Below are 26912 nucleotides of genomic sequence, written 5' to 3' on the forward strand. Positions count from 1 at the left end.
GTCGTCTCCATCGCCGCCGACAAGCCGATCGTCGCCCGCATCGCCATCCAGCGTGTCGTTGCCCGAACCGCCGTAGATCTGGTCAGCACCATCACCGCCAGATAAGGTGTCGTTGCCGTCAAGGCCGTAAGCAAGATCGTTTCTTCCATCAAAACTGACGATGTCGTCACCGACAGTCCCGCGCCAAGCAATGAAGTTGTCCGCGAAATCATTTTCGTCGAGTTCCGAGACGTTCTCGAGGACAATGAAGAGATCGCCCTCGCTGAACTGTCCGTCGTCATTGGCATCGAGCCAGATTTCCACATTGGAACCCGCACGATTCCAGATGACGTCGATCATCCCGTCGCCGACCCAGTCCGGGTTCATCTGTATGCCGTTACTGCCATCATTCGACCAGTTGAAGTCCCATTCGCCCGCGAAAACGAGTGGCAGTCCTTCCCAAAAGGACGGGAGATCGAGCAAATCACCTCCAGCACTTCCAGCTCCCTCGAAATCGATGATGTGATCGAACAGGCTTTCCTCGGCAGAGGAACTTTCTCCTCGCGGAGACGCAAACCCGATAACGAAGCGATCGTCGCTTTCGCCGCCAGTCAATATGTCGCCACCCAGACCACCAATGATTGTGTCGTTCCCACCGCCGCCGTTGAGGACATCTTTGCCGTCACCGCCGGACAGGGTGTCAGCGCCACTTCCACCGGTGAGAATGTCTTGGCCAGAGCCGCCGGTCAGCGTAATCGGACCTCCTGAGACCGCGCTGCCATCAACAACCAGGACATCCTGTTCAGAGAGAGCCGTACCGTCGACTTCCAGGTGACCACCTTGGGCACTCGTTACAGTCTCGTCGGCAAGCACAAGCGAGACCGAACTGTCACGCTCGACGACGATTGTCTCGATCCCTGAAACAGTCGTCGCATTGAACTCCACCGGTGCATCATAACTGCCGGTTAGAATAAGCTTGTCGGTACCGGCGCCTCCCGCGATTGCATCTCCTTGGGTAAGGGCGCTGCCTGCATAGATCATATCATCGCCGCCGCCTGCATCTGCGGCGACGTCGGCCACTTGGCGAACATCGAGATAGTCGTTTGCAGACCCGCCTGACAGAGACGGCCCATCGCCTTCGAAAAGTGCCAGGCTCCCATCGCTGAAGATGAAATTGGATGAGCTGACCCCACCCAAAGATCCACCCAGAAGCGTTAACGAGCCCCAGCTGCTACTGACCAAGACACCATTCAAATCCTGGGTAAAACGAAAATCGCTAGCGGATCCGCCTTGATCAAAATCAATGACATCACCAGGAGCAAAAACGACCGCACTATTAACGAAATCGCTGAATTTATGGACGGTCATAACTGGCCCCTGTAAGATACTCCGAATTACTAACATCGAGTAGGTTAGCAAACTTCGGAAATTTGGTTAGGGCAGCTAGAAATGGTTGCACTGTCTTGAGCATCACCCATTTGGGGGATCTTGATTAATCTACAGACAACAGTTGCAAATTGAATACACATACAAAGGCTAGCACTTCTGTGGTTGCCGCCATAGATCGATAAAGACTTCGCGACACAGCGTGCTACAGAAAGCTGGCCTTGAACAGTTCCCGAGAATAGCTCGCGTGGGTCCCCCCGCCTGAAGATCCTCTTTTGTGAGCTCCTCGAAAATTACCCCATTCTGCATGACGAGGACTCGGTCACACATGTGGGAGATGACGGAGAGATCGTGACTTACAAGGATGAACGTCAGATCGCGTTCCTCCCGCTGGTCCGCCAGCAGATTGAGTACCTCCGCTTGGATCGATACAACGAGCGCCGAAGTCGGCTCGTCGAGAAGCAGGATTGGCGGCGACAGAATCAGGGCGCTCGCAATCGCTACACGCTGACGCTGGCCTCCAAATAGTTCATGCGGGAAACGGCTCGCGAAATGCGCAGGCGAGCCGACCTGTTGCAGTGCCGCCGCGACCTTTGCCCAACCGTCGCCGGCCCCCATAGACCTGATCGGTTCGGCGAGTGCGGTTCCAATGCGGTGGCGCGGATGCAGTGAGCCGTAGGGATCCTGAAACACCATCTGTGCAAGTTTCAGCTCTTCGCGTGTCCGCACCTTGCCGACCGGCTTGCCGTTGAACGATATCGATCCAGTCCATGCGGCCTCGAGGCCGGCAAGCGAACGCAGCACCTTCGACTTGCCGCACCCGGATTCACCGACGATGCCCAGCGTTTCGCCGCGACTTGCGGCGAAGCTGACACCCCGTATGACATGAACGCTATTATCCTTGGAGCCATAGACGACATCGAGGTTTTCGACCTTGATCATGGTTTGGTCTCCACTTCGATGGACTTGCGATCGAGGACTGTTAAACGGCGGACGGGATGTTTGGGATCCGGCATCGCGGCTATCAGGCCTCGGGTACTTGGAGACCGCCGGAATAGAGTTTCGGCCGAAGCGGACATTCAGGTCGCGAACCGACAGGACGGGCGTTTCATCAAGATCTGGCATGGCGCGGGTCCAATAGATCGCGAAGCGTGTCTCCGGCGATGTTGAAGGCGAGGCTGGTCAGCAGAATTGCGACGCCGGGCATCACAGCGACCCACCAGTAATCGAGCATGAATTTTCGCCCGCTGGAGATCATCGCGCCCCATTCCGGCAGCGGCGGCTGCGCGCCAAGGCCGAGGAAGCCGAGGGAAGCCGCGGTCAGGATGATGCCTGCCATGTTGAGCGTCAGCCGCACGATCACCGAGGGAATACACATCGGGGCGATATAGAGAAGCAGAATGCGTAACGGTGAGGCGCCGTAAAGCCGGGCCGCCGCCACGTAATCCGCGTTGCGCACCACGAGTGCTTCGGCGCGTGCGAGCCGGGCGATCGGTGGCCAGGCGGTCAGCGAAATGGCGACGATCGCGGTCCCCAAGCCTGCCCCGAGAGCAGCGGCGAAGGCAAGCGCCAGGATCAAGGAGGGAAACGACAGGACTATATCTGTGGCGCGCATCAGGGTAGCATCGGTGCGTCCGCCGAAAAAGCCTGCGACAACCCGATTACCAGGCCGATCGGGCCGACAATCACCGAGACGGACAGGACCGTCTGGATCGTGATGCGCGTGCCGTGGACGAAGCGGCTGAAGATATCGCGTCCGAATTCGTCCGTGCCGGCCAGATGCGCGAAGCTCGGAGGCTGAAGCGCGTCGCTCAATGTCTGGGCCGCGGGATCGTAAGGCGCGATCAGCGGCGCAAAGATCGCGACCACAACGAGGATGGCGAGGATGATGAAACCCATCATGCCAAGCGATTTGTCGGCGAGCTTGTGCAGAATGCGGGAGGTCGAGTTCCATATCCGGGTGCCGATTGCCAGCGGCCGGACGATGGCGTCGTCCTGGACTATATTGCTCATCGTGCGTGCGGCTGCGCCGGGCAGCATGATCTGGTCCGCCAGATTTTGGCCGATTCCTGCGGCAAGCGAGTGGACGCAACTCGTTCAAAGGAAGCGGTGCTGCGCGGAGCGGCCATGCTGGGCGCCGTTGCAGGAGGCGCTTTCCATGCTGTACCTTGCGCGATGGCGGTCTTTCAAGCCTGGGGATCGTTTATGAGCCCGTCCAAGTTGACTTGGCGGAAGTTCATTCTCGACGTTACACCTGCTTTAGATCTAAAGCGTTTCAAGACCTGGCGCGGACGCTTAAGCCGTATAACATTCAGCCACTTCAACAACGAACCGTTTTTGCCTACACGCTCGTCAGGACGAGCAAGTGTAAGAGACCGTGGCGGCGCTATTGATGAAGTCAAGCTGCTCGCATTTCCGATGGTGCCTTATCGGAAGCTCTTACCGATTCACGACCCGAAGTACCGAGTTTGAACTGGCAAAGAAGGTCGCGCAGCTTCCCCGCTTCGTTCGCAAGTGTGGCACCCGCTGCACTGGCTTCCTCGACCATGGCCGCGTTTTGCTGTGTGACCTGATCCATCTGATTTACCGCAGTATTGACCTCTGACAAACCAACAGACTGCTCCTTGGCCGAAGTCGCGATCGACTCCATGTGGTGATTGATTGTGCTTATGAAAGTCTCGATCTTATGCAGCGCTGTGCCCGTCTCACGAACCAGACGGACCCCTGTCTCGACTTCAACCGCAGATTTCCCTATCAGATCTTTGATCTCGCGCGCAGCCTGCGCCGATCTCTGCGCCAGTTCACGCACTTCCTGAGCAACAACTGCGAAACCTTTCCCTGCTTCACCTGCTCGTGCAGCCTCAACCCCTGCATTGAGAGCGAGTAGGTTGGTCTGGAAAGCGATGTCGTCAATCACTCCGATGATCTTTGATATCTGACCCGAAGAGCTTTCGATGCGTCCCATAGCGGTGACGGCGTCGGCGACCACCTGGCCTGACTTTGTCGCACTATCATTTGCTTGGATTGCGAAAGTCCGGGCCTCCTCCGCGCGTTTCGTCGAATTGACGACATTTGTGGTAATTTGATCGAGAGCCGCAGCTGTTTCCTCAAGGGAGGTAGCTTGTTGTTCCGTTCGCTTCGAAAGATCCTGTGCACTGGCACTGATTTCATACGAACCTGTGTCAATAGCGTCCGTCGCCTGCGCGACGGTAGCCAGCGTCTCACGCAGTTGGGTGATGGTGCTGTTAAAGTCTGATCTCAGGTCCTCGAATTCATGAGCGAATGTCTCCCTGAGCTGAAACGTGAGATCGCCAGCCGCCAGATGTTTTAAGCCCTGAGCCAAACCGCGTGTTGCCATTGTCATCTCTTCCGACCGCAGTCTGTCGGACTCAACTGTACGAAGGCGCTGTGTCTCCGCCAAATCGCGCTGCCTCTCCGCCTCGCTTTCCAGACGCTGGTTCTCGAGAGCATTCTTGCGGAAGATATCCACAGCCAGGGCCATGCTGCCGATCTCTGTCCTGTCTCCTAGGCATGGTATGATCGTTTCGAGATGGCCTGACGCCATCTGCCGCATCGCTTCAGCCATCTGAACCACTTGCTGTGAGATTGAGCGCCCAATGGATGTGGAAAGGAAAAGCAACAGGCCGATCAAGGCTAAAACGGCCGTCGAAGCAAAAAGGATTGCTCGAGACTCGCTCGCACGCCCGGCTGCTTCCTGGATATTCCTGCTCTTGGAAATCGCCTCGTGAAAATTTTGGAGGATCGGGTCAACTTTGCTGAATGCATCCGACACGGCTTTTCGAGCAGAGGTTTCAACGCCGGCTGCAGCCGCATATGCGTTGAAAGACGTGCTATAAGCACCGAGCGCCTTCAAGGCCTCAGCTTTCTTCAAAGGCCCGCCGAACGCATCTGCCGGAAATTCCGAGAGCTTGTCTATAACGTCCTGATGCGCGGTCACCATTTTCCGTCTCGTCGAAGCAAGAAATCTTTTTCATGCCGCCTAAGCGTGAGCATGGCCACCTGACTTGCTGCATTCCCGCTGCTGGTCAGGGTCTCCTCCAAGTCGTGCACGGATTGGCGCATCGCCCCTTCAAGCCCTGAATTCGGATCGAGGCCCAGGTTCTTGTTTGCTGCGACAAGCTTATCGAACTCGCGCCGTAGCTGGAATAGCTGTCGCCAATCGCAGTTAAGAGCCTGCTCAACTCCTGTTGGTTGATTTGCGTCTCCAGTGTCTTGATGCTGCTCAGAAGCTGGTTCGATAAACGCAGGTGGTTTGCAATAGATTGCTCATCCTTGCGAAGGAGGAAATCCTTTTCAAAACGTCGGACCTGAAGAAACAGAGTATCCAGCTCCGACACTGACCGGTCGAAAGCCTCGAGCTCGGCGACTTTTCGAGCGTGCCCTTGCTCAACTGATCGCTCGGCAAAAAATATAGCGCTCACGACAAGGAGAGACGTGACTGCCACGATGGTCAGTATCACCGTGCGATATGCAATCTTAAGTTTTTTGAAGTTCAACATGCCACTGCCCCGAAAGCCCTGTTGAAAATCAAAACAAAAACCCCTTAAGCGGTCGCTAACAAAGCTTTGATTGACGATGATGTAGGACTTAAGTCCGGGAGAACCGACTACGGCATCATCCGAGAAACAAGAGTGCTGGCTATTTTCTTCTTGGGATATTGCTCCACCGCGTTTATGCTAAAGAGACAACTCGTCGGATTTCAGTATGGGAGAGTGTCTCTCTGCGCAAGATCTGAACCTTAGCGGCCCGTCGAGGATTGAGTGGCCGTTTCATAGTAGCTCGCATTATTCAATGAGAATTTCGCACCTCGCTGCTCGAGCCACTGCCGCATCTTTCCATCGCCGTTGTGGCAAGGCAGTCACAGGTTCTCATTCTTCTGGAGCTTAGAGTATAGCGCTACGATATCCTGTGCTGAATCTTTTTCTCCCATCACGCGATCAATTAGCCTTGAACACAACGCAATAAACTATTCGCCCCAGCAAATAGCGCGGCGGAGATCCTTATCCCTTCAGGAGCTGTAAGGGCACCCCCACGCCGTTGACATCGAGCGCGGATACGCAGCTGAATGGTCGCGCATCGTCATCGTTACGACGATCTACGCGACCTCCATCATAGTCCGATCCTTAGACGGACCTCATGGACGAGTGTCAACTTGTCGAGCCGCCTCAGAACTCGATCCGAAGAGTCGGGTCCCCAAAAGACCGGGGGCAATCTTTGGCCAAGTTTCTAAGGCTTGCCGGACAGCATGCTCGACTTCACGCGCGACGAGCCTTGGATCCAGCCGTATAAAGCTCGCAACCCGTTCGAAACGATGCAAGCTGACTGCATCGAAATTATGCGTCCTGACGAAGCGCAATGCCATCTCGTCCTGGGGGAGATACAGGACAATCGGCACGATATCGTAGGCGGGCGACAGCCTAATCTGGCCGGCCTGCGGGAAATAGAAGGACCAGTTCTTCAGGTGATTATCGCCATTTCCTAGAAGCACGTCGGCGACGACACGCCTGACGGCTTCTAGAACGTCGTTACGGTGATCGGTACTAAAACGGCGAACCATGTTGATGACCGTTTCGGTCGTACCCATCGTATATTTGCGGTCACCTACAGCGCCGAGAACCTGGCCGGCGTCCTCGATTTGGATGCGCCCGCTTGCAGATCTGTCGAACCTCTCCACGACAAGCACGTTTTCGCCGTGCTGTAGCAATTCGGCTGGTACATTCTGGATCGCGTCGCGAGAGATGAGCCGGCACGGCGCGGTTCTGACGCCCATGGCGCTTGCCATCTGCATGGCGGCAAACTCTACTTCGGGAAGATTGGGAAATCGTTCACTGCCCAGCTTGATGATGTTACGACCAGTCTCTCCCCGGGCTGCTGCTGTCAGACGGTCGCCATCCGGGTTGCCAGTAAATTTCAGCTGGATGCCTGCCAGCGAAAATTTTACCGCGCCTTCGGGAAGAGACGCCTTAAAGCCATGGACCTTTCCGAGGTCCAGCGGTCCTGCCGACGCCGGTATGTCGGTCTCCGGGACAATGAGCACCGCGCCGGGCAAGTCCGCTCCGAGGCGGGTCAGCACGTCGAATTCGTCGTGATCACCCGGCCCCATTTCCGTCATCACCAGGTCGCGCAGGGCTCCTTCAGGCAGAAGCCCGGAAAACCAGGGCGGCAACCTTCCGTGCAGCCCGATTTTGTCTCCCCGCGAGGCTAGCCTTTCGCGTGTCCCTTGGTCGGAATCCGGATCATACCAGCCGAGACTGAGGATTGGCCTTGTCGCGTCCCGCAGGAAGCTTTCCGCAACGACGAAGGACACCGCACCATCGGCGTCGCGCGTCAGAGTTCCGGCCCGGGCAGACCCGCCTTTTCGTCAAGCATGAAGACGCCAAGAACCGCCGCTGCTTTTGCCATTTACCCTTCCCTTGTCTCATCGTCGTCAAGGTCGATGAATAGCTCGTCGAAAGCTCTCGGAACCTCGGTCGCATGTCTTGGAGCAGGTACGTCATCGACCAGCAGCCGCACGCTTTCCATGCGCGATTTTGGGATGAGCACGGGAACGAGATCAAGCGTATCGCAGAGATCGGCAAACAAAGTTAGACGGTCCCTGCCCAAGCGATTGTTGGCCAGGTCACGTTCAAGTTCCGATATCCGGGCACGATTTCGGCCAAGTCGCTTGGCGAGTGCCGGTTGGCTTAGGGCACGCTTTTTACGGGCTGCAAGCAGTTGTACGCCCAACGACTGGAAAACGGTATGTGACATGCGGAATCCCGCTTTATTGTGACAATAATGCGGAATTCCGCATGGATGTCTTCTACACATGCGAGCGGAATTCCGCAACATTCTCTATAGCTGTACGGAATTCCGCTCGCGTGCGGATTTGCCAGGCTGCGACTTCTAGCACTTTATCCGGAGCAATATACTGGCCGCCAGAAAATACGCTCCCGGCAGATCCGGCCGTTAGATCATGGTATGCACGACCGGCTAACTGCTGCTGGAAGTGGCAGCTCGCCGCCCCCTGGAAAGTGCCAATATTCTAAGACCATCGGAGAATCCGATCTACAACAGCGGACCGTCGGTTCACATCCCATCAAGAGCTGCAAGCGCTACCGTCGCATGCGAAGATCGCATGTCAGCTGCTTTCGTGGAGATTTCGATTTGCTGGGAACAAGCAGAAGAGGCCGCGAAAGAGAGGTCAATTCAAAGCGTGGTTCCCGAAGGACGCCATAACCCGAAAGGTTGCTCGGATCATATTAAAGTGTCGATTGTGCTGAATACCGCAACAGGAGCCTGAGTTCCTCAGGATCTGGAAGAGGAGGTATTGCGTCCAGGACGATCGCATTCTCTGGATCATGTGGTAGGGCAACCACCGCAGCGGCGAGCACGGTCGTCCCAGCAGCAATCTCTCCGCGAAGCTGCGGCAGGTTCGTCTTGGCGTGAATAAGGTTGGTGTTGGCGATTGGGCTCATCGCATGTCCGATACGCCGAGTGCCTGGCGAGAGGTCGACAATGGCGCTGATGTCGCCGTGCCCCCGCCAGACCGCAAGCCCTTCCGCCTGTTCGGCACGATCGTGGTCGAAATCCGATCGTTCAATGGCAAAGCCGCCTTCGGTTGTTTTCATTGGGCGAGGCGTGACGACGCGGTGGATGCGGATATGCCAGGGATTGGCCGGGATCAACCATGTTTCCACTGTCACGTCGCTCCACGGCTTCCAGCGCGAATAGAGCTTGTCGCCGGCGATCATCGCCTCCTCCAGCGTTTTGCGGATGCGGAAATGCACGCCGTCGTCCGAAAAGCCGAGCATGCCATCGAAACTCGCTGCCGCGAAATGCCGGTCGTCGGCTTCAACATTGAAGGCATAACGGGTCGAGTAGGCGAATTTCGAGTACTTCTCGGCGGCACCGCGCATCTTGTCGTGCTGCTGACCAGAGGAGAGAACGACCACATTGCCCGGCGTGTGCATGGCGACCATGCCAGGTTCCGCGAGCGGTACCGGATCGCTGAAGTTTGGAGAAGGCGCTTCTTCGGCAGCCCAGAACGGATGGTCGGCGTGCAGGGCGAGAGGCAGGAAGAACTTCAGCGCCCAGTAGGGCGATCCCGCGGAATTGTAGCTCTCGCTCATCAGCAGGTTCGGATAGCCATACCCAATCGATAGAACGCCGTCCCGGTCGGCTATCGGCAATTGCGACCACCAGCGGATGTGGCGCATGTAGTAGCCCTTGATCTCGGACCAGGGCAAAGCCTCGACGCCCGCGAACGCCAACGCGCCCCAGAACCCGCCGGCTGCGAACCGGTATGTCTGGCTGCGGCCGAAGGCGAGAGCCGCACCATCGGGACCGAACCAATGGCGAATATCGGGGGCAAAGGCTTTGGCACGTTCCCGATAGGCGTCGCTGCGTTTCGTGTCGTCCTTTGCGAGCACCGAATAGATCAGCGCATAAAAATGCATCGCGAAAGGAATATAGTGATCGACGCGCTGCACCGGTCCGTCGCGATACCAACCTTCGCCGAGGCGGAAGGCCTCAATTTCATCGAGATAGCGCTCGGTCCCGGCCCGGTCGAAAGGGATGCCTGCGCGCGTCAGGCCTAGATCGATGAGGACGCGGAAGTATTTCCAGTTGTTGTGGATGAATTCCTTGTCTCGCGCGGACACAAGATAGGCCGAGATGGTCCGCTTCTGTTCGTCGGTCAGCGGTTCCCAGATATGTTCCGGCACCATAGCGATTGCGAAGCCGACGGCGGCGAGTTCCACCTGGCGCTGGTCACGGTCGGAAATATCTCCCCAATATTCGGGATGTGACGGATCGGTGCCGTTGGCGAGACCACGGCGGTAGAGGCTCCAGAATGGAAAATTATAACCGCCGGCCGCCATCGGGACGATGCCCCAGAGCGGCCGCGCAAACCCTTCGAGATCGGCCGCCGCACGATCGAAATGCGCGCCGGTTGCACTGAGCCGAACGCGCGCTCGGCCATCCGAAAAATACGGCATAAGCGGCTTGAAAAGATCCAGCACCGCTTTCGCAACGTCATCGCGTGTCACGAGAGCGTTGCCATTGAGGGGATTGGCGGTTGCGGGGTCGTAGATCACGGGCAGTCCGTTCGTCATCACAAAAGAAAACCCGCGGAAGCACAGACTCCCGCGGGCGCATCCGTAGTCCCGATTACTTGATGGCCTTTACGCCGTCGGTCATTTCCTTCAAGCCGTCAGCGATCGAGGCATTGTCGGTCATGATCGAGTCATGCGCACGGTTCAGCACCACTTCGATCTTGGCGGCATTTGGGGTGACTGCCATTTCCAGGAAGGATTTGCCGGATTGCAGCGCGTCCTTGCTGTTCTGGTCCTGCGGGAAGCCCGGCAGCGAGGTGATCTTAGCAGTGACCTCCGGCGTGCGGACGGTCGGGATCGTGCCGGTCGATGCGATGATCGCCGCACCCTCCGGGCCGGTGACGAACTTTATGAAGTCGAGCGCTTCCGGCTTGTGGCTGGAATTGGCGTTGACGGCGAGCGACGCGACCTGCGCCGCGGTCGTGCCGGCGGCGACGCCTTCCGGATGCGGGTACTTCACGATGCCCCAGTTCTTGCTCTTGGATTCACCCGATGCGACCTTGGCGATCTGCGTGCCGATGAACCACGTGCCCATCGGCAGCATGCCGATCGTGCCGTTGAAGAACGGACCGGAATAATGGGTGTTCGAGGTCTTCAGCGAAGCATAGGACGGCACGACGCCGGCCTTCTGCAGCGCCAGAGCACGCTCGTACCAGGGCTTCAGGAAGGCATAGTCGGGGCCGGCCAGGGTGTTCTTGCCGTCGAGAATGCCTGGAAGCTCGACCGTCGAGCGCCAGGTGTGGAACAGTGCACCATAGACCTTGTTGGCGCCCATGCCGCCGGCAAGCTTCGTGCCGATCTGATCGAACTGAGCCCAGGTCATGTCATTGGTCGGGTAGGCGACGCCGGCTTTGTCGAAAATGTCCTTGTTGTAATAGACGATCCAGAAGTCCGAGCGGAACGGCAGTGCATAGACCTTGCCGTCGATCTTGAGTTCGTCGACGAGGCCGCCGAACGAGACAGCGTCGATCTTCTGTTCCGTCATGAATCCGGAGAGGTCGCCGATCGAGCCGGCGCGAACCAGGTTCGCGTAGTTCGGAACGTCTTTGACCGTGACGATGTCGAGGTCCTTGGCGCCGCCGGCGAGTTGCGTGGCGATCATCTGCTGGTAGTCCTGCGAGCCGAGATCGACGGGCTCGAATTTCACGTTCGGGTGCTTGGCTTGGTAGGCCTCGATGAGCGGTTTGATGTAGGTCGTCTTGTCGAGGTCCCACAGCGCCCATTTCAGCGTCACCGGCGACTGCGCCCAAGCCGCGCCGGCGGTCGATGTGGCCAGCGCCAGGCCGGCCACGGCGAATTTCACGGATCTCCCGAATTTCTCCAAATACATTTCTGTTCTCCTTCCCTGAAGTGTGTCTGGATTAGGTATGCGATGCGTCATGTGCATGCTGTTCGCGATGTACGTCAGCGGCGGGCCAGAGGCTCAGAACCATCTCTGCCGAGCGATGGACGCCAAATGCGACGGCGAACATTCCGAGTGAGAAATTGAGCGTGGCCGGCATGAAGACGGACACGGGATAAAAAGTGATATGCAGGAGCCACAGCGCGGCCACGAAGGCCAGTGCGGCAAGCGCTGGCAGCGGGCGGATGAGAGAGGCCGTTGCGGCAAGCCGCAGAAGCTGCAGCGCGGGCATGTCGCCCATCACCATCAGCAGAGCGAGATGGCAGGCCATGACGACGATGAAAACGGTCGCGAAAATTGCGACCGTCAGGGGCGCGGCAAGTATCAGATTTTCCCGCGCGTTGTGTGCGTAGGTGGCTATTGCATAGATCCCGAGGCCGATCGCCGCGGCAAAGGCCAGACCCCAAAGGGTGGCGCGGACGAAATATTTCGCGAAAGCTTCGGTGAAATCCCGCAGCAGATAAATGTTCCGGTCTTCGACGAGAGAGACGGAGATCCGGGCCGTCGCGGCAATCGCCGCGGGAATAGTGACGACAAAAAGGCTGGCCAGGATGAAGAGAATGTTCAGCTTCACCATCTCCCACCATTCACGGGCGAAGATTTCTGCGCAGAGGGCAAGGCCGGTCTTCTTCGGCGCATTCCTCGGAATGCCCGGCCCTTCCTTCGTCCACGTGTCCCGCAGCCATCGCATGGCCGTTGCTCCCTAAGCGTTTTGTCCGTGCCCGCCTCAGTAGAGGATGGAACGCTCCGTTTCCCTGTCGAAAAGCTGCATGTTTGTCGTGTCGACGACCAGCTTCACCCCGTCGCCGATCTTCGCCTTGAAGCGCGGCGAGACGCGCGCGATGAGGTTGCGGCCGCCGGCGGTGAGATTGAGATGAACTTCCGAGCCCATCGGTTCTGCCAGTTCGACGACGGCATCGAACGGCGCGAGGTTTTCCGATGCGATATCGGCCGGCGGCAATTCGTGGAGGTTTTCCGGGCGGATGCCGATCACCAGTTCGCGGCCGACATAGGGTTCGATACGGTTCTTGTCGAAATGGGCCGGCAGTGGCAGTTCGCGGCCGTCGAACAAAGCGGCATAGCCATCGCCGCGGCGTTCGATGGTGGAGGGCAGCATGTTCATCTGCGGCGCACCGATGAAGCCTGCAACAAACATGTTGACCGGCCGATCATAAAGGTTCTGTGGCGTGTCCACCTGCTGGATGTGCCCGTCTTTCATCACCACGATGCGGTCGGCCATCGTCATCGCCTCGATCTGGTCGTGGGTGACGTAGATGAAGGTGGCATCGAGCCGCTTGTGCAGCTTGGTGATCTCGGCGCGCATCGTGCCGCGCAGCTTGGCGTCGAGGTTCGAAAGCGGTTCATCGAGCAGGAAGACGGCCGGGTTACGGACCATGGCGCGGCCGAGCGCGACGCGCTGGCGCTGTCCACCGGAAAGCGCCTTCGGCTTGCGGTTCAGGAGGTGGGTTATATCGAGGATCTTTGCTGCTTCCTGAACCTTCCGGTGGATGACCTCGCGCGATGCCTTTCGCAATTGCAGCCCGAACGCCATGTTTTTATAGACGGTCATGTGCGGATAGAGCGCGTAGTTCTGGAAGACCATGGCGATGTCGCGATCCTTCGAAGGAACTTCATTCACCAAGTCTCCGCCGATGACCAATTCACCGTTGGAAATCTCTTCGAGACCGGCGATCATTCTGAGCGTCGTCGATTTGCCACAGCCGGAGGGGCCGACGAGGATGATAAATTCCTTGTCGGCGATCTCCAGGTCGATATCGTGTACGACTGTCAGCGCGCCGTAGGTCTTGTTGAGCTTCTTGAGGGAAATGCTGGCCATTCAGGTCTCTCACCAGTAGGAGGACCAGACGCGCGAAAGGCGCGTCAAGGCTTCCATGTAATAGTAGTCACCCCAGGAGACGCACTCATCGACGCCTTCGCCGCGGCAGGTGTTGTAGGGGGATTTCTTCGAATACGTGCCGTGCAGGACAAGCCCGTTGGAGACGGCCGGGTCCTTGACCGCGTAATGATCGGCGAGGCTCTTCATCATGCGGCGGGCGAGATCGCGGTAACGGGCGGCGGTGTCGTCATCGACCATGTCCGCCATTTCGAGCACGCCGCAGGCGACGATCGATGCCGCGGATGTGTCGCGCGGTTCGCCGTCGCCGTCGGAGAAGACGAGGTCCCAGTATGGCACCATGTCAGCCGGCAGTCGGTTCAGATAAAAATTCAGGAGCCGCTCGAACGTGTCGCGATATTCGTCGATCCGCTCGTAGCGATAGGACAAGGCCATGCCGGCAATGCCCCAGGCCTGGCCGCGTGCCCAGAAACTGTCGTCTTTGTATCCCTGCTTGGTCGCGCCGCGCACCGGCGCGCCGGTGACCGGATCCATGTAGAACGTATGATAAGTGGAATCGTCCGGGCGGACGGAGTTCGCCAGCGTCGTGCGGGCATGAATGAGGGCGATGTCGCGATATTTCGGATCGCCGGTTTCCCGTGTTGCCCAATAGAGCAGGGGAAGGTTCAGCAGGCAATCGATGATGTAGCGGTATTCGTCGGTCACCCCCTTGCGGCCCCATGCCTGGATGAACTGGCCGGTCGGCTGGAAGCGTTCGATGAGTTGATCCGCGGCGAGAATGGCGGCCTTGCGGCCATCCTCATCACCCACCAGTCTCCAAGCAGCGATGCAGGAGGGCGAGTAGAGAAAGCCCATATCGTGATGGTCGGTCTCGATGCGGTTCTCGATCCGATGTAGGAAGCTCTGGACCTGGATCTGCGCCGCATACTGGAACGTCTTCTCGCCGGTATGCTCGAAGGCGAGCCAGATTTCTCCCGGCCAGAAGCCTGCGGTCCACTGGTCGTTGGCAACCGCCGGATAGATGTTGCCGACACTCGAATGGTTCTGCGACGCATAGGTGAATGTCGGCAGGTTGCGGCGGATCTGCGCGACGGCGATATCGAGCGCTGCCTTGACCTCGGCATCTGTGATCGCCTGGGGAACGGTCGGCATGACGGCATTCATGAACTTAACCCTTGATGCCCGAGGACGCGACGCCTTCGACGAAGAAGCGCTGCAGCGACAGGAAGACGATGAGCACCGGAATGAGGGCGACGACGGAAGCCGCCATGATCAGCCCGTATTCAGCGGAATATTGCGATATGAACATGCGCAGACCGATCTGGATCGTCTTCAGCTCGGTCTTGGTCAGGTAGATCATCGGGCCGAGGAAGTCGTTCCAGGTGGTGACGAAGGTGAAGATCGTCAGCGTCGACAGTGCCGGTTTCGATAGCGGCAGCATGATCTTCGCCCAGATCTGGTATTCGTTCATGCCGTCGATGCGCGCCGCCTCGCAAAGCTCTGTCGGGATCGACATGTAGAACTGCCGCATCAGGAACACGCCGAAGGCGGTAAAGGCCTGCAGGCAGATCAGCGCCAGATGGGTGTTGTTCAGCCCGAATTCGCGCATCAGCAGGAATTGCGGCACCATATAGACCTGCCAGGGCATGGCGATCGTGGCGATATACCCGAGAAACAGCGTGTTCTTGTAGGGAAAGTCGAGCTTGGCGAAGGCATAGGCCGCGAAGCTCGAAGTCAGAAGCTGCAGCACTGTGACGATGATGGTGAGCTTCGACGTGTTGTAGATGAACAGCGCCAGCGGGATCTTCGTCCAGATATCCACATAGTTCTGCCAGCGCGGCTCGGACGGGATCCATTCGATCGGGAAAACGAACACATCGCGGCTGAGCTTCAGCGAGGCGGACAGCATCCAGGCGAACGGCATCAGCATCACGGCGGTGATGACGATGACCGTCAGGTAGACTGCGATCGTCTTGGGTTTGACTCTGTATCCGGCGATCTTCATGGGCTCAGTCCTCCTTCTGGCGGCGGAACTGCACGACGGTGACCGCCAGCACGAGGAAGAAAAGGACGAGCGCGATCATGCTGGAATAACCCAGATCCCAGGAAATGAAGGCTTCGTTATAGATGTGATAGACGAGCACGAGGGTCGAGGTGCCGGGTCCGCCCTGGGTGATCATGTAGATCTGGTCGAACACCTTGAACGACTGGATGGTCAGCATGACGGTGACGAAGAAGGTCGTCGGCCCAAGCTGCGGTACGGTGACATAGAGGAACTTCTGCCAGGAATTGGCGCCATCGAGATCGGCCGCTTCGTAAAGCTCTGAATTGATGCCCTGCAGGCCGGCCAGATAGATGACCATGTAATAGCCCATGCTCTTCCAGATGCCGAACAGGATGACCGTGACCATCGCCCAATGGCGGTCGGCCGCCCAGCCGGGCATGTCCTTCGGGTCGAGGCCAAGCGTGTAGAGAATCATGTTCACCGGCCCCATTTCGGGGTTGAAGATCATGTTCCAGACCACGGCGACCGCGACCAGCGAGGCGACATAGGGAAAGAACATCGCGGTGCGGAAGAAATCGCGTCCGAAGATCTTCTGGTTCAGGAGAACCGCAAGACCCAGCGCGCAAGCAAGCGTCGCGGGCACGGAGACTGCCGTGTAGATGATCGTATTCCAGAAGGCCGCGATGAAAGCCTTATCTTCGAACAGCCGCCAGAAATTGTCGAGGCCCGCGAAAGTGATCGCGTTCGATCCGTCCCAGTGCATGAAAGCAAGTACGAATGCGAACAGGATCGGGCCGAGCGTGAAGACGGCAAAGCCCAGGAAGTTCGGCGCAATGAAGGAATAGGCGACCAGCGCATTCTGCACCTGGCGCCGGCGCCGCGACATGGTTTTCGCGGGCCGCCGAGCCGTGGCCGGCGCGCCACTTGCGGCGGCGGTCGAATTCGACATGGACACCCTATTCCTCCTCGAAGCGGCGCCTCCGCCTGGCCGGGGCCAGACAGGCAGCGATGCGCTTGAACGAAATCATTCGCCTCGCGCACCCTTGCCGTGAGGAGGACATAGCACATCTCAGTCATTGGTCAAACAAGTTATGGATAAGTCGTATGAATTTGTGGTCATCTTAAAATACGTATGATAGGTCGCCGTTCAGCATCGCTGGTAATGGCGTGGAGTAGACCCGGATGTTCATCGAAATAGCGGAAGATTTGCCGTCGGTTCTGGTGGACTTTGCCCCGGGCGCCTCTTTCTCAGATCGCGCCGCCTGGGATGCCGTAGCGACGGAAATGCGCAAAGCGGTGGTCGGGGATGCGGAAGTAGCGCTTGACCTGCCATGGTCGGACATCAAGGCGTCGGACTATCGGGAATATGCCTTGAACGGCAACCGGTCGCGTTTCGAGGAACTCTATTTTTCACGCCGGCGAAAACTGAACGATCTCGTCCTCGCCGAGCTCCTCGAGGCCAGGGGGCGCTTTATCGACACCATCGTCGATGGCATTTTCCTCATCTGCGAAGAAAGCGGATGGCAGCTTCCGGCTCACAATGCCTATGAGCGCGGTGGGCAAAGGTTTGCCTTGCCAGATGTCAAACGGCCGGTGATTGACCTCTTTGCCGCGGAAACGGGCGCCCTGCTGGCGACCATTTCCGCCTTGCTGGGCGAACAGCTTGAAGAGGTCAGTCCGCTGATTTGCGCCCGCATTGGACACGAAGTGCAAACCCGCATTCTAACACCTTATCTTAGCCGCCAATTCTGGTGGATGGGCAATGGCGCCGAGCGGGTCAACAACTGGACGGCCTGGATAACCCAGAACGTCCTGTTGTCTGCCTTCTGTCTGAAGACGGATCAGGCGCTGCGTCGAGGCGTGGTGGAAAAGGCGCTTTCCGGCCTGGATGCGTTTGCCAAGGACTACGCCCCCGACGGCGCCTGCGAGGAAGGGGTCGTCTATTATCGGCATGCAGCGCTATGCATGGCAGGCGCGATGACTGTCCTGGATCAGGTTGCGCCGGGCAGCATGTCGACGCTCTGGGCGGATAGCAAGATACGCAACATGGCCGAATATATCTTCAACATGCATGTGAGTGGGCACCACTATTTCAACTTCGCAGATTCCGCAGCGGTAATCGAGCCGTGCAGCGTGCGTGAATACCTCTTCGGCAGGGCCGTGGGGTCGGATGCGCTGGCGCAGTTCGCCGCGAATGACAGGCTGTCATCGGAAAAGCCGCACCTGCCGGACGAATGGAACCTCTGGTATCGGGTGCAGGAGCTTCTTGTCGGTTCGCAAATCAAGGCTGAGACCGGAATGGTCGCTGCGGGCGATATCTTCTATCCGGGCATCGGAGTTTTCGTCGCCCGTGATGATCGTTATGCGCTGGCCCTCAAGGGCGGCAGCAACGGCGAAAGCCACAATCACAACGATGTCGGCAGCCTGACGATTTACAAGGACGGGATGCCGCTGCTGATCGATGTCGGCGTCGAGACCTACACGGCCAAGACGTTTTCCGCGCAGCGCTATGACATCTGGACCATGCAATCCGCCTTCCACAACCTGCCGACATTCGGCGGCGTGATGCAGTCGGATGGTGCCGGTTTCGCCGCGCGAGACGTGGAGGTGGTGTTCAGCGAGGTGGCGGCGCGGGTGTCGCTCGACATTTCGTCCGCCTATTCGGCCGACGCGAAAGTCAGGAGCTACAGGCGCATCGTGACGCTTCGGCGCGGGCAGGATATCGAGATTGACGATGTTCATGACGGCGATCTGCTGGCGGTGCTGTCGCTGATGACCGCCGTGCAGCCGGCTGTCGACGGCCGAACCATTCAGCTCGAAGGTCTCGGTCATATCGAAATGGATGGCGTCGGAGCGATTGAAGTCGACGAGATCGATATCGAGGACGCCCGCCTGCGCATCTCCTGGCCCTCGAAAATCTATCGATTGCGCATTCCCTTCGCCGGAGCGCGCGTGAAACTGCGTATCGTCTGAGGAGGACGAGAATGGAACTGATACTGAAAGTCCTGGATGCTGAGGGTAACGTTCTGGCCAAAGCAACCGGCGAGGACGAGATCTATCTGGTCTATCGCGACGTTTATAACGAAGGCGATCAGGTCGTCGTCGAGGCTTCCGAACCGGGTCATCTCGTGCTCGCACTCGATGACGCAATGTCGCCGGCGCTCGTCTACATGAAGAGCGAGGCCTATGCGCTCGGCGTCCCCTTCGGTGCAAGGCGCGTTCCCTATTCGCCGCGTGCCTTCGAAGGCAACATCCATCGGCTCTGCGTGCGCCAAGCGCGGCCGGAGGAAATTTCTCCTCGCCGCAATCTGGCGCTCAATCCGTGGGATGACCATGCCAATTCGTCCGTGTTCCCGCATGCCAAGGCCAATGTGGAAACGCGCGGAGAAGCGGTTTTCGCGGCCCGTAATGCGATCGATGGGGAAAAGGCGAACCACGACCATGGCTTCTGGCCCTATACGAGCTGGGGCATCAACCGGGATCCGGAGGCGGCGCTGACGCTGGATTTCGGGCGCCCGGTCAGGATCGACGAAATCGTTTTCTACCTGCGGGCGGATTTTCCGCATGATGCGTGGTGGGAAAAGGCCAGCGTTACCTTTTCCGATGGGAAGACCGCATCTTTCTCGTTGATGAAATCGGGTGCCGCCCAATCCTTTGCGATCCCGGAAAGAACGGTCGAATGGGTGCGGCTGCATAGCCTCGTCAAGGCCGATGACCCGTCGCCCTTTCCGGCATTGACGCAGTTCGAAGTCTGGGGTCGCGAGGTGGACTGATCGCCGGCCAGGCACGGCGGCTTGCCGCGCTAGACCCTCAGGAGGCGGCCAGGCGAAAGTCCCTCAGCAGATCGCGATAGCGAAGCTGGCTGCCGCGCAGGTGGTCGCGCATCGCGTCGCGGGCAGCCTGTTCGTCACGGTCGGAGATCGCCATGATGATCGTCTCGTGTTCCTTGTGGATCTTTCGCCGATAGGCGGTCTGCTCGGCGGGGCGGGGATCGGGCACCACTTTCGACTGGGGAATGGCCGCGGCGCCATGAAATTCCAGATGCTGCCGAAACAGCGGATTGTTGGTGGCGTCCGCGATCGCGAAATGCAGCGCCAAATCCGAATCCCGGATCGACTCGTCGTTTTCGATGCATCGCAGAATCTGCCGGTGACATTCGAAGATCGCTTCTTCCTGCGCCGGCGAGCGTCGCATCGCGGCAAGCCCCGCCGCTTCGATTTCCAGGGGCGCCCGGACCTCTAGCACTTCCAGATCCGACGAAACGCGCGCCTTGTCGATCCTGCGGCTGGCGGGGAGCTGCGCCTCCTGATCGAGGACGAAAATTCCGGCCCCCTGTCGAACCTCGACGATCCCGTCCGACTTCATAGCCGCTACCGCCTCGCGAACGACCGTGCGGCTGACCCGATGGGTTTCGGTCAGTTCGATTTCGCTCGGCAATTTGTCACCCGGGGAATATTGACCGCTCGCAATCGCCTGCCGAAGGCTTTCACCAACTCTCGAAACGAGCGATCCCGGCCCCTTGCTGCGATCCTTGATCTGGATGGTCACGCGCAATCCCCATGATGCGAAGCAGGCGAAACAAGACGGAACTTCGCCATATTCGTCAAACATGTATGACAAATTTTGATCAATTTCAACACCCAAATGGGTCGAGTGCCTTCTTCGCCTTTCGGATACGGAGCGGATGAAGTTCAAAAACTACCAGTGGACGTCAAAATTTGTCTGCTGTATGCCATCATTCGGATGGTTGCGAAAATTGGTATGATGACGCTCATCGTTGTCTTTGACCGACCGGTCGAGGAGTCGACAGCCCGGACGATGAGTCAAGACGAGTGAGGAATTGCAGATGGATCGGGAAATGTCCGGAACTCATCGCGTCGGAGAGGTGGAGAGAGAGGCAAGACTGCAATTCCTGACCTGGGAACGCCAGCCAGACGATATCGGAGGCGAGGAGCAGAGGACGCACAAACAGGAACTCGCCCGTTCTGCAGGTGCGCGGATCGCGGACAGCGCCTATATTGCGCGCGACGCCCGTATCTTCACCTCATCTCTTGTCGTCGGTGAACGATCGTGGATCGCCGGTCACGCACTGGTGCGGGGCGAGGTAGAGCTGGGATCCAACTGCTCGGTGAACCCCTATGCCTGCATTTCCGGAAAAGTGCGGTGCGGAAACGGCGTGCGCATCGCCTCGCTGGTGTCGATCGTCGGATTCAATCACGGCTTCGATGATCCCAATGTGCCGATCAACGATCAGGCGCATGAGACGCTCGGCATCACGATCGGCAACGATGTCTGGATCGGCGCCAATGCGGTCATCCTCGACGGCGTGACCATCGAAGACGGAGCGGTCATCGCGGCGGGTGCCGTCGTGACCAGAGATATACCGAAACTGGCGATCGCAGCCGGCGTTCCCGCCAAGGTCGTTCGTCGGCGCGGCGAGGCGGTTGCCGGAAAGTCGCGGCGAGGTGAGGCCGAAGAAGCCCTCAAGCGGATCAGCAAGATCACGGAAGCTGAGTGGCGCGACATGCTGGCCCATCACGAGACGCCTGACGGATATGTCTCGGCCGAGGCCGACGGAGTGGTCCGCAAGGCCATTCGTCATCAATGCGACGCGATCGAGATTGCCGCCGGTTTCGGTCAGGTTCCGAAGCGCGACGAAGCGCGGGCGATCATCGATCGCCTGCGGTCGCTGCAGGATCCGTCGAACGGATTTTTCCCGGATCCCTACCGTTTGCCCGACCCGGCAGCGGATATTCGCGAGGATTCGCTTGCCCTCTACAACGTCCTTGCGATCGGATATGTGCTGGAGATCCTTGGGGATCGGCCGTCCCACCCGATCTCCGGGGTGGAACTCGACGCGCCGGCACTCTTCGGCTGGCTGGAAGGCCTGCCTTGGGACAACCGAGCATGGCGCTGCGGTGACCGCATTGACGCCATTGCGACCGCGCTGTATTTCAACGCGCGCTATTTCAAGAGCGGTCGCGGAAAGGAAATACTCATCGGCTGGCTGGCGACCCACGTGGACCGCGCGACGGGACTATGGGGAAAACCGACCGCAGAACAGGGCCTGCTGCAACCAGTTAACGGGTTTTACCGTATCACCCGCGGAGCCTATGCCCAGTTTGGCATTCCGGTGCCCATGCCGGAGGCCGCGATCAATTCCGTTTTGTCACATTACCGAGGCAATGGCGGATTTTCCGGAGCAACCTACACGGCTTGCAACCTGCTCGACACGGTGCATCCGCTTTGGTTATGCCTGAAGCAGACGGATTTCATGCGCGCTCAGGCTGAAACCGTCGCCGAGACGGTCATCCTGCGGGCGCCCGAGCGGTGGAGTACGGGTCGTGGCTTCGCTTTTGCCGACGGACAGGCGGCGAGCCTTCAGGGAACCGAGATGTGGCTCTCCACACTGCATCTGGCCGCCGACCTGCTTGGGCTGGCTGGCGAGTTCGCATTTATTCCACAAGGCGTACACCGGACCAGATCGGCAGGACTCGGACTGTAGCGGGTCAGTTCCGGGTCATCTACACAACGGAGAAAAGCCCGCCGAGGGCTAAGCGGGCCTTTCTGTCGATCAACAGAGAGAAGCGGTGAGCAATGGCGATATTTCGACGCTTCGAATTTGTGACCTTTAGCCAGCACCAATGTTTCTGCCCGAAAGCGTGCATTAAGCCGTCGCCGAAAGCCCGCCCATACCGTTGAGACTTACGACGCTGAGATCAGCATCAGCAGCGACGGCGATAAAGGCCTTGAGGGCCTCATCGGGTTCGGCTTTGCCTTTCAGCGCGTCGGAGCCCAGCTATGATGTTTTCGACGTCCAGAAAACGATCGTTTCCCAAACAAAGCTGGCGAAGCTCGCCATCCTGGCAAGGCGCACTGCGGCGGCATCGACACCGAGCTCAAAGTCCTTCGCTTTTCGATGATCTCTGTCACCGCGACGGTGAGAGGATTTTCGTTAGGCGTATAATGTTGTGTTGGAATTCCGGACGTTGCACTCGATCTTGACCGATAGCCAATAAGGTTCGATTGTAACGGTCTTGTTCATTTAGAATTTATGAACGCCTTCCGGCGAACCTGCTCCTTGTTTTCGATTCGCCGGATGAGGTTGAGATGTCCGTTTTGCAGTTCCCCGCCGATCGTCGTCTGGCTGAGGTAAAGCGATGCGCCGCCCGACTTAATAATCTTCACGGCGGCGAAGCGGACCAGTTTTGGAGAGCAGAGATGCTTCGCTTCGTTGCCATACTGAAAGCTGCCGGGGCTGTTGAGGAAGAGGTCCGTCAGCAAGCAGAACTATTTTTACAGGCGGTTCAAGTGGAATTACAATTAATGGCGGTTGCCGGTCAGGCCACTTCTCTCGGTAGATAGCATTCAGGTGAATGCATCGAACGCCGCTGGCGACACGATCAAACTTATTCAGGAGCGTGGCGAGCCATTGGCTTAAGGCGATGGATCAGGGCGTATCCCATCCACGCGCCACTTATCGACGCCATCGGTTTCCTATCGGCCCATATCAACTGTTCGCGAGAACAAGTAGCTGTCAACCAGCGTCTCGCCACCTAGACATCAAGGAAAGTACCAGTGACGTAAGGATTGGTCATCAGGAAAACCGCCACATGGCCAGGCGACGACCGAAGCTAATAGCATGAGCGACGTCGGTCGTCTGACGGCGCCAGTTGGGTAGTGGGGTAGCCAGCACCGCAATGGGCAATGCTCACAAGCGTTCTGGAACAACGAGGTATGTTTTCGTACCAAGCGAACGGGGACGATCGCCGCGACCGATGCCGGCTCTCACGGGCGCGGGCTCCGCTCGAAAGGACTGCGCTAGTCGTAGAGCGCGCTATTCATGACTACAGCGTCAAATATCCTGTCCTAGAGCTGCTTTGCATGCGTCTCGATCCGAACCGTATTTTCGACCGTTCGGCTTTTTGAATGGCTTCCTATGATCGGCCGAGACAGGTTGTCGATCAATAAAACTTGATAGCTGATACGAGCGAAACTATGCGACGCATCAGTTTGTCAACCGAGTTCCTGTTTTGGCAGCTTTCCGCGCGATTTCGCCAAACGTCTGAACGAGCTGGGTCATACTATTCGGCTCATAATAGTAATCATCTTTCCCGCTTGAGCAGGCTTCAAGGAGTTCCTTGCCCTTTGCTGGAGCCATGAAAGCGATGGTGTAGATCTTGATGCCGTTTCCTGCCGCATCCTTGTCATTCTTTGCTTGCTGGCAGATAGCCAAAACTTGATCGTGTATTTTTTGATTCCAAAGCCCACTGTTTCCTGTCATCTCGCCGTCGGTCATGAAGACGATGAAGCGTTCGAAGCTTTTGTTGGTCTTCCCATCGTGCGCCGACTTTTCCGTTGTGTTCGCGCTTTTAAGAGCAGCCAAGGCGTTCGTCAGCGCACCGCTGGCATCTGTCCCGCCATCGGGTTTATCTGGAAGCTTATTGACGTACTTGCTCACATCGTTGGTGCCCCAAGCGATCTTCTGCTCGGATTTCGTCTTGTCATCGTAGGAGTCCGCGCCCACCCGAATGAGAGTTGTGCTTGGATCGGCCTTTTTCAGTTCGTCAAACATGACTCCAGCTGCTGCTTTAAGCGACGCCATTTTTACGATGTAGCTCGGGGCATCCACCCATTCGTCAACAACGCGTTCACACGATTGAGTTTCGTTGCCCGGGCAAGGATACTTCTCCTTGCGCTGCTTCTTCACCTTCTTGGTCGGGGTAACCGGGTCGACCGTCGTCGTGTCCCACGCCATAGAGCCTGATTCATCGAGAGCCAGGTACATCGAAAGGGCGTTGCCTTGTCTGCCGCTCGATGCTCTACTGTCAACTGCGATACGCAGCGTCTTGAACCCGAGCACGGAGCTCAAGCCATTCATCGGCACGTCGTAGTTCGATGTGATACGCACATCGTACGTTTGGGCGTTGCCGGCGGATGTTGTAAACGTTTGTAGCTTGGTGCTTTCCTTGAGCCTTATCGCAGCCTCGGCCCTTTGTTCCGGCGTCATGCTGCTATCCGCGGCCAGCGACTGAGATACGAAGAAATTGAGACCTAGGCCCTCCGCTTCTTTCGCGCTCATATCCCCGTCCTCCGCCATCGCGGAGGCTACGGCCAGCGCAGCCGCATCAGCTAATCCTTGAGCCCGGTTCTTCTCATCCATTACATGCGTCACATCCATTGCAATGCCGGCGAACCCGAGGAGGACGGGTAACATGAGGCCGGACAAAACGGCGAAGTTTCCGGAACGATCGGCCATGAGCCGCTTAAGATGCTTGTGTGGCATAGGAGGTTCCCTGCTGGTGCGCGACGATGCGGTGCAGTGCTGCGTTTAATCGATACTGGCGGTCATTGCCGGACCAGTGTCTTGGCTGGCGAAGTGGTGGTAGAACTCAACACTGCCTCGGGCGAGGCTGAACCAGACGACTGTCGAAATGCAGAATACAGCGAACAACGTGACAATACGGGGCAAGATTGGATCTCCAAATGTGCTCGGATTGTTTTAGGCTAAAACACGTTTGCCTCACGTGAAGGAAGACGGTTAGCAAAAGGCCTAAATCTGTCCCCAAAACGCGACATGAAAGAGTGCTTTTCATTAACCCGCGGAACCGCGCAACAACTTTCCCGGCACACAGAGTACTGCCGCGGCAGCTGAACGGCTATAGGGATGACAGGCTTAACTTTTGTGGAACCGCGCTATCTAAAGCCGACGAGGCCGCGACCGCAGCGAATTTAACCAGTTTAAAAGTCGCTAGATTCTGCGCCAAGTTGTGCCCTGTTCGACGTGGGATTAGGGGAAATTCTTTGACTTCGTGCAGCGTAACGGCCCGGTTGTTACCGCGTAGATTTTGCCTTGATACGAGCGATCGCATCTGGATCCGCCAAGATTTCAAATTCGTCCAGGAATTCGGCCCAGGTGGCAGGAGACCTGCGTGCCTCTGATAGCATGTGTGTGAGTTCGTCGATGCCATCATCGGTCAAGGCGCTCACCGATGCATCGTCGCCTTCTATGACACTGATGATGCTCCCGTATGTCAGATTGTCGGAGTTCGAGACGATCGCCGTGTGCCTGCGGCGAAGGCCGTCTTTCTTGACTTGTTGATTAGCTCTAAGTCCATGGCTTATGTCATGCGCTACAGTGATTTCCCCCATTGAGCTTTTGTCTGTCGACGATGTTGGTCGCCGGCGGGATTGGTCGGACGAAGAGAAGGTTCGGATCGTCGAGGAGAGCCTGCAAGGCTTCCGGCAGGGCTCGGTAACGGCGCGGCGTTATGGATTGTCGCGGTCTTTGTTGACCCGTTGGCGTCGGGAATACCGAAGCGGGCTTCTGCACGTTTCCGCGTCAACGGGCTTTGTGCCGCTTTCGATTTCGCCGCCGCCGGCGGCATCTTTCGAGATGGCCCCGCGGCGGCCTGAAGACGACAGGATGATCGAGATCGGCCTGTCGAACGGTCGTCGCCTGACGATCCCGGCTTCGCTTGATCCAACTATCCTTGCTCGGCTGTTGCCGGTTCTGGATGCGTCATGATCGCCTTTCCACCCGGGGTGAAGGTGTGGATTGCAGGCGGCGTGACGGACATGCGTTGTGGCATGAACAGCCTGGCGCTGAAGGTTCAGCAAGGACTTGGCCGCGATCCGCATGGCGGCGAGGTCTTTTGCTTTCGAGGTCGCAAAGGTGACCTGATCAAGGTCCTGTGGCATGACGGCGTCGGCATGTCGCTCTACCTGAAGCGTCTGGAGGCAGGGAAGTTCATCTGGCCGGTTAGCCAGAATGGCTCCGCCGTGCCGGTGTCGGCGGCTCAACTCGGCTATCTTCTGGAAGGGATCGACTGGCGTAATCCACGCTGGACGCAGCGACCTGCAACGGCAGGCTGATCGCGAACACTCCTCTGTTTTTGTTGGGCTTTTAACAAGCGGCATGGTAGCTTTCGGCCATGGACGACGCTGCTTCGGAGATAGCCAGACTGCGCGCCGCGCTTGCGGCATCGGAGGCGCGTGCCGCCTCCGCCGAGGCTGATCTCGCGCAGGTGCGAGCCGTCGTGACGACGTCCGAGGCGATGATCCGGCACCTCAAGCTCGAGATCGCCAAGTTGCGTCGCGAGCAATATGGTCAGAGTTCGGAACGACGCGCCCGGCTGATCGACCAGATGGAATTGCAGCTCGAAGAAC

The 26912-nt window shown here is 58.0% G+C and carries 23 protein-coding genes and 3 pseudogenes; 8 read left to right on the forward strand and 18 right to left on the reverse strand.

The features are described 5' to 3' along the window. From KX729_RS34335 to KX729_RS31885, 4 genes and pseudogenes are all read right to left on the reverse strand, one after another. Nucleotides 1-1347, reverse strand: a 1347-nt coding sequence (locus tag KX729_RS34335; RefSeq protein ID WP_281423292.1) for a calcium-binding protein, incomplete at its 3' end; no start/stop codon positions are given. 223 nt (nucleotides 1348-1570) lie between these two features. Further along, a pseudogene (locus KX729_RS31880) lies at nucleotides 1571-2307 on the reverse strand (ABC transporter ATP-binding protein). Beyond that, nucleotides 2304-2414, reverse strand: a pseudogene (locus KX729_RS34055) (ABC transporter ATP-binding protein); the annotation flags it as partial. The pseudogenes KX729_RS31880 and KX729_RS34055, both read right to left, overlap by 4 nt. Before the next feature lie 62 nt (nucleotides 2415-2476). Next, nucleotides 2477-3378, reverse strand: a pseudogene (locus tag KX729_RS31885) (ABC transporter permease). Between KX729_RS31885 and KX729_RS31890 the strand changes: the two are divergent. Further along, nucleotides 3292-3837 carry an FGGY-family carbohydrate kinase gene (locus tag KX729_RS31890; protein WP_312993224.1) on the forward strand — a complete coding sequence of 182 codons (546 nt, stop codon included), beginning with the start codon at nucleotides 3292-3294 and terminating at the stop codon, nucleotides 3835-3837. The pseudogene KX729_RS31885 and the gene KX729_RS31890 overlap by 87 nt on opposite strands. Here KX729_RS31890 and KX729_RS31895 read toward each other — a convergent pair. The 11 genes from KX729_RS31895 to KX729_RS31945 form a co-directional block, all read right to left on the reverse strand. After that, nucleotides 3764-5326 (reverse strand): methyl-accepting chemotaxis protein, encoded by a 1563-nt coding sequence (locus KX729_RS31895; protein ID WP_219746470.1) that lies wholly within the window; start codon nucleotides 5324-5326, stop codon nucleotides 3764-3766. The genes KX729_RS31890 and KX729_RS31895 overlap by 74 nt on opposite strands. A gap of 85 nt (nucleotides 5327-5411) precedes the next feature. Continuing rightward, the gene (locus KX729_RS31900; protein WP_219746471.1) at nucleotides 5412-5885 is read right to left on the reverse strand and encodes a hypothetical protein; all 474 of its coding nucleotides are present in this window, start codon (nucleotides 5883-5885) and stop codon (nucleotides 5412-5414) included. A 635-nt stretch (nucleotides 5886-6520) separates the two neighbouring features. Next, a complete protein-coding gene (locus KX729_RS31905; RefSeq protein ID WP_312993227.1) occupies nucleotides 6521-7693 on the reverse strand; it encodes a type II toxin-antitoxin system HipA family toxin in 1173 nt (390 codons plus the stop codon). 95 nt (nucleotides 7694-7788) lie between these two features. Continuing rightward, a complete protein-coding gene (locus tag KX729_RS31910) occupies nucleotides 7789-8136 on the reverse strand; it encodes a helix-turn-helix domain-containing protein (RefSeq protein ID WP_219746472.1) in 348 nt (115 codons plus the stop codon). 491 nt (nucleotides 8137-8627) lie between these two features. After that, nucleotides 8628-10463, reverse strand: coding sequence for a DUF2264 domain-containing protein (locus KX729_RS31915; protein ID WP_219746488.1), 1836 nt, complete (start codon nucleotides 10461-10463; stop codon nucleotides 8628-8630). A 73-nt stretch (nucleotides 10464-10536) separates the two neighbouring features. Then, nucleotides 10537-11811 carry an ABC transporter substrate-binding protein gene (locus tag KX729_RS31920; RefSeq protein WP_219746473.1) on the reverse strand — a complete coding sequence of 425 codons (1275 nt, stop codon included), beginning with the start codon at nucleotides 11809-11811 and terminating at the stop codon, nucleotides 10537-10539. A 31-nt stretch (nucleotides 11812-11842) separates the two neighbouring features. After that, the gene (locus tag KX729_RS31925; RefSeq protein WP_219746474.1) at nucleotides 11843-12574 is read right to left on the reverse strand and encodes a DUF624 domain-containing protein; all 732 of its coding nucleotides are present in this window, start codon (nucleotides 12572-12574) and stop codon (nucleotides 11843-11845) included. Between the two features lie 36 nt (nucleotides 12575-12610). Further along, on the reverse strand, nucleotides 12611-13720 hold the full coding sequence (locus tag KX729_RS31930) for an ABC transporter ATP-binding protein (protein WP_219746475.1): 1110 nt from the start codon (nucleotides 13718-13720) through the stop codon (nucleotides 12611-12613). Nucleotides 13721-13729: 9 nt separating this feature from the next. Continuing rightward, nucleotides 13730-14902 (reverse strand): glycoside hydrolase family 88 protein, encoded by a 1173-nt coding sequence (locus tag KX729_RS31935; protein WP_219746476.1) that lies wholly within the window; start codon nucleotides 14900-14902, stop codon nucleotides 13730-13732. 4 nt (nucleotides 14903-14906) lie between these two features. Continuing rightward, the gene (locus KX729_RS31940; RefSeq protein ID WP_219746477.1) at nucleotides 14907-15743 is read right to left on the reverse strand and encodes a carbohydrate ABC transporter permease; all 837 of its coding nucleotides are present in this window, start codon (nucleotides 15741-15743) and stop codon (nucleotides 14907-14909) included. Between the two features lie 4 nt (nucleotides 15744-15747). After that, entirely contained in the window at nucleotides 15748-16692 is a 945-nt protein-coding gene (locus KX729_RS31945) for a carbohydrate ABC transporter permease (RefSeq protein ID WP_219746478.1), read from the reverse strand. Nucleotides 16693-16925: 233 nt separating this feature from the next. Between KX729_RS31945 and KX729_RS31950 the strand changes: the two genes are divergently transcribed. Then, nucleotides 16926-18716 carry a heparinase II/III domain-containing protein gene (locus KX729_RS31950; protein ID WP_219746479.1) on the forward strand — a complete coding sequence of 597 codons (1791 nt, stop codon included), beginning with the start codon at nucleotides 16926-16928 and terminating at the stop codon, nucleotides 18714-18716. An 11-nt stretch (nucleotides 18717-18727) separates the two neighbouring features. Then, the gene (locus tag KX729_RS31955) at nucleotides 18728-19516 is read left to right on the forward strand and encodes a DUF7402 domain-containing protein (RefSeq protein WP_219746480.1); all 789 of its coding nucleotides are present in this window, start codon (nucleotides 18728-18730) and stop codon (nucleotides 19514-19516) included. A gap of 37 nt (nucleotides 19517-19553) precedes the next feature. On the opposite strand, the gene KX729_RS31960 is transcribed toward KX729_RS31955, so the two are convergent. Further along, nucleotides 19554-20285, reverse strand: coding sequence for a FadR/GntR family transcriptional regulator (locus tag KX729_RS31960; protein ID WP_312993253.1), 732 nt, complete (start codon nucleotides 20283-20285; stop codon nucleotides 19554-19556). A 304-nt stretch (nucleotides 20286-20589) separates the two neighbouring features. Between KX729_RS31960 and KX729_RS31965 the strand changes: the two genes are divergently transcribed. Both KX729_RS31965 and KX729_RS31970 read left to right on the forward strand, forming a co-directional pair. Beyond that, nucleotides 20590-22248 (forward strand): acyltransferase, encoded by a 1659-nt coding sequence (locus tag KX729_RS31965; RefSeq protein WP_219746482.1) that lies wholly within the window; start codon nucleotides 20590-20592, stop codon nucleotides 22246-22248. Between the two features lie 605 nt (nucleotides 22249-22853). After that, nucleotides 22854-23108: a DUF6074 family protein gene (locus KX729_RS31970; RefSeq protein ID WP_219746483.1), complete on the forward strand. Its 255-nt coding sequence runs from the start codon at nucleotides 22854-22856 to the stop codon at nucleotides 23106-23108. 643 nt (nucleotides 23109-23751) lie between these two features. Here the strand turns inward: KX729_RS31970 and KX729_RS31975 are convergent. Both KX729_RS31975 and KX729_RS31980 read right to left on the reverse strand, forming a co-directional pair. After that, complete coding sequence (locus KX729_RS31975; RefSeq protein ID WP_219746484.1) at nucleotides 23752-25002, reverse strand: TadE/TadG family type IV pilus assembly protein; 1251 nt, start codon at nucleotides 25000-25002, stop codon at nucleotides 23752-23754. A 575-nt stretch (nucleotides 25003-25577) separates the two neighbouring features. Continuing rightward, complete coding sequence (locus tag KX729_RS31980) at nucleotides 25578-25895, reverse strand: hypothetical protein (RefSeq protein ID WP_219746489.1); 318 nt, start codon at nucleotides 25893-25895, stop codon at nucleotides 25578-25580. Between KX729_RS31980 and tnpA the strand changes: the two genes are divergently transcribed. The 3 genes from tnpA to KX729_RS31995 form a co-directional block, all read left to right on the forward strand. Continuing rightward, nucleotides 25867-26271 (forward strand): IS66-like element accessory protein TnpA, encoded by a 405-nt coding sequence (gene tnpA / locus KX729_RS34885; protein WP_219746485.1) that lies wholly within the window; start codon nucleotides 25867-25869, stop codon nucleotides 26269-26271. The genes KX729_RS31980 and tnpA overlap by 29 nt on opposite strands. Then, the gene (gene tnpB / locus KX729_RS31990) at nucleotides 26268-26618 is read left to right on the forward strand and encodes an IS66 family insertion sequence element accessory protein TnpB (protein WP_010009780.1); all 351 of its coding nucleotides are present in this window, start codon (nucleotides 26268-26270) and stop codon (nucleotides 26616-26618) included. The genes tnpA and tnpB overlap by 4 nt, the downstream gene beginning before the upstream one ends. 59 nt (nucleotides 26619-26677) lie before the next feature. Next, the coding region (locus tag KX729_RS31995; protein ID WP_219746486.1) for an IS66 family transposase at nucleotides 26678-26912 on the forward strand (235 nt) is incomplete at its 3' end.

This window comes from Neorhizobium populisoli (assembly GCF_019430945.1).
GTDB classification, from domain to species: Bacteria; Pseudomonadota; Alphaproteobacteria; order Rhizobiales; family Rhizobiaceae; genus Neorhizobium; species Neorhizobium populisoli.

Excerpts from the sequence above, each read along its gene's own strand:
- KX729_RS31895 (WP_219746470.1), bottom strand. The coding sequence starts at position 5,326 with ATGGTGACCGCGCATCAGGACGTTATAGACAAGCTCTCGGAATTTCCG.
- KX729_RS31900 (WP_219746471.1), bottom strand. The coding sequence starts at position 5,885 with ATGTTGAACTTCAAAAAACTTAAGATTGCATATCGCACGGTGATACTG.
- KX729_RS31910 (WP_219746472.1), bottom strand. The coding sequence starts at position 8,136 with ATGTCACATACCGTTTTCCAGTCGTTGGGCGTACAACTGCTTGCAGCC.
- KX729_RS31920 (WP_219746473.1), bottom strand. The coding sequence starts at position 11,811 with ATGTATTTGGAGAAATTCGGGAGATCCGTGAAATTCGCCGTGGCCGGC.
- KX729_RS31925 (WP_219746474.1), bottom strand. The coding sequence starts at position 12,574 with ATGCGATGGCTGCGGGACACGTGGACGAAGGAAGGGCCGGGCATTCCG.
- KX729_RS31930 (WP_219746475.1), bottom strand. The coding sequence starts at position 13,720 with ATGGCCAGCATTTCCCTCAAGAAGCTCAACAAGACCTACGGCGCGCTG.
- KX729_RS31935 (WP_219746476.1), bottom strand. The coding sequence starts at position 14,902 with ATGAATGCCGTCATGCCGACCGTTCCCCAGGCGATCACAGATGCCGAG.
- KX729_RS31940 (WP_219746477.1), bottom strand. The coding sequence starts at position 15,743 with ATGAAGATCGCCGGATACAGAGTCAAACCCAAGACGATCGCAGTCTAC.
- KX729_RS31945 (WP_219746478.1), bottom strand. The coding sequence starts at position 16,692 with ATGTCGAATTCGACCGCCGCCGCAAGTGGCGCGCCGGCCACGGCTCGG.
- KX729_RS31950 (WP_219746479.1), top strand. The coding sequence starts at position 16,926 with ATGTTCATCGAAATAGCGGAAGATTTGCCGTCGGTTCTGGTGGACTTT.
- KX729_RS31955 (WP_219746480.1), top strand. The coding sequence starts at position 18,728 with ATGGAACTGATACTGAAAGTCCTGGATGCTGAGGGTAACGTTCTGGCC.
- KX729_RS31965 (WP_219746482.1), top strand. The coding sequence starts at position 20,590 with ATGGATCGGGAAATGTCCGGAACTCATCGCGTCGGAGAGGTGGAGAGA.
- KX729_RS31970 (WP_219746483.1), top strand. The coding sequence starts at position 22,854 with ATGTCCGTTTTGCAGTTCCCCGCCGATCGTCGTCTGGCTGAGGTAAAG.
- KX729_RS31975 (WP_219746484.1), bottom strand. The coding sequence starts at position 25,002 with ATGGCCGATCGTTCCGGAAACTTCGCCGTTTTGTCCGGCCTCATGTTA.
- tnpA (WP_219746485.1), top strand. The coding sequence starts at position 25,867 with ATGTCATGCGCTACAGTGATTTCCCCCATTGAGCTTTTGTCTGTCGAC.
- KX729_RS31980 (WP_219746489.1), bottom strand. The coding sequence starts at position 25,895 with ATGGGGGAAATCACTGTAGCGCATGACATAAGCCATGGACTTAGAGCT.
- tnpB (WP_010009780.1), top strand. The coding sequence starts at position 26,268 with ATGATCGCCTTTCCACCCGGGGTGAAGGTGTGGATTGCAGGCGGCGTG.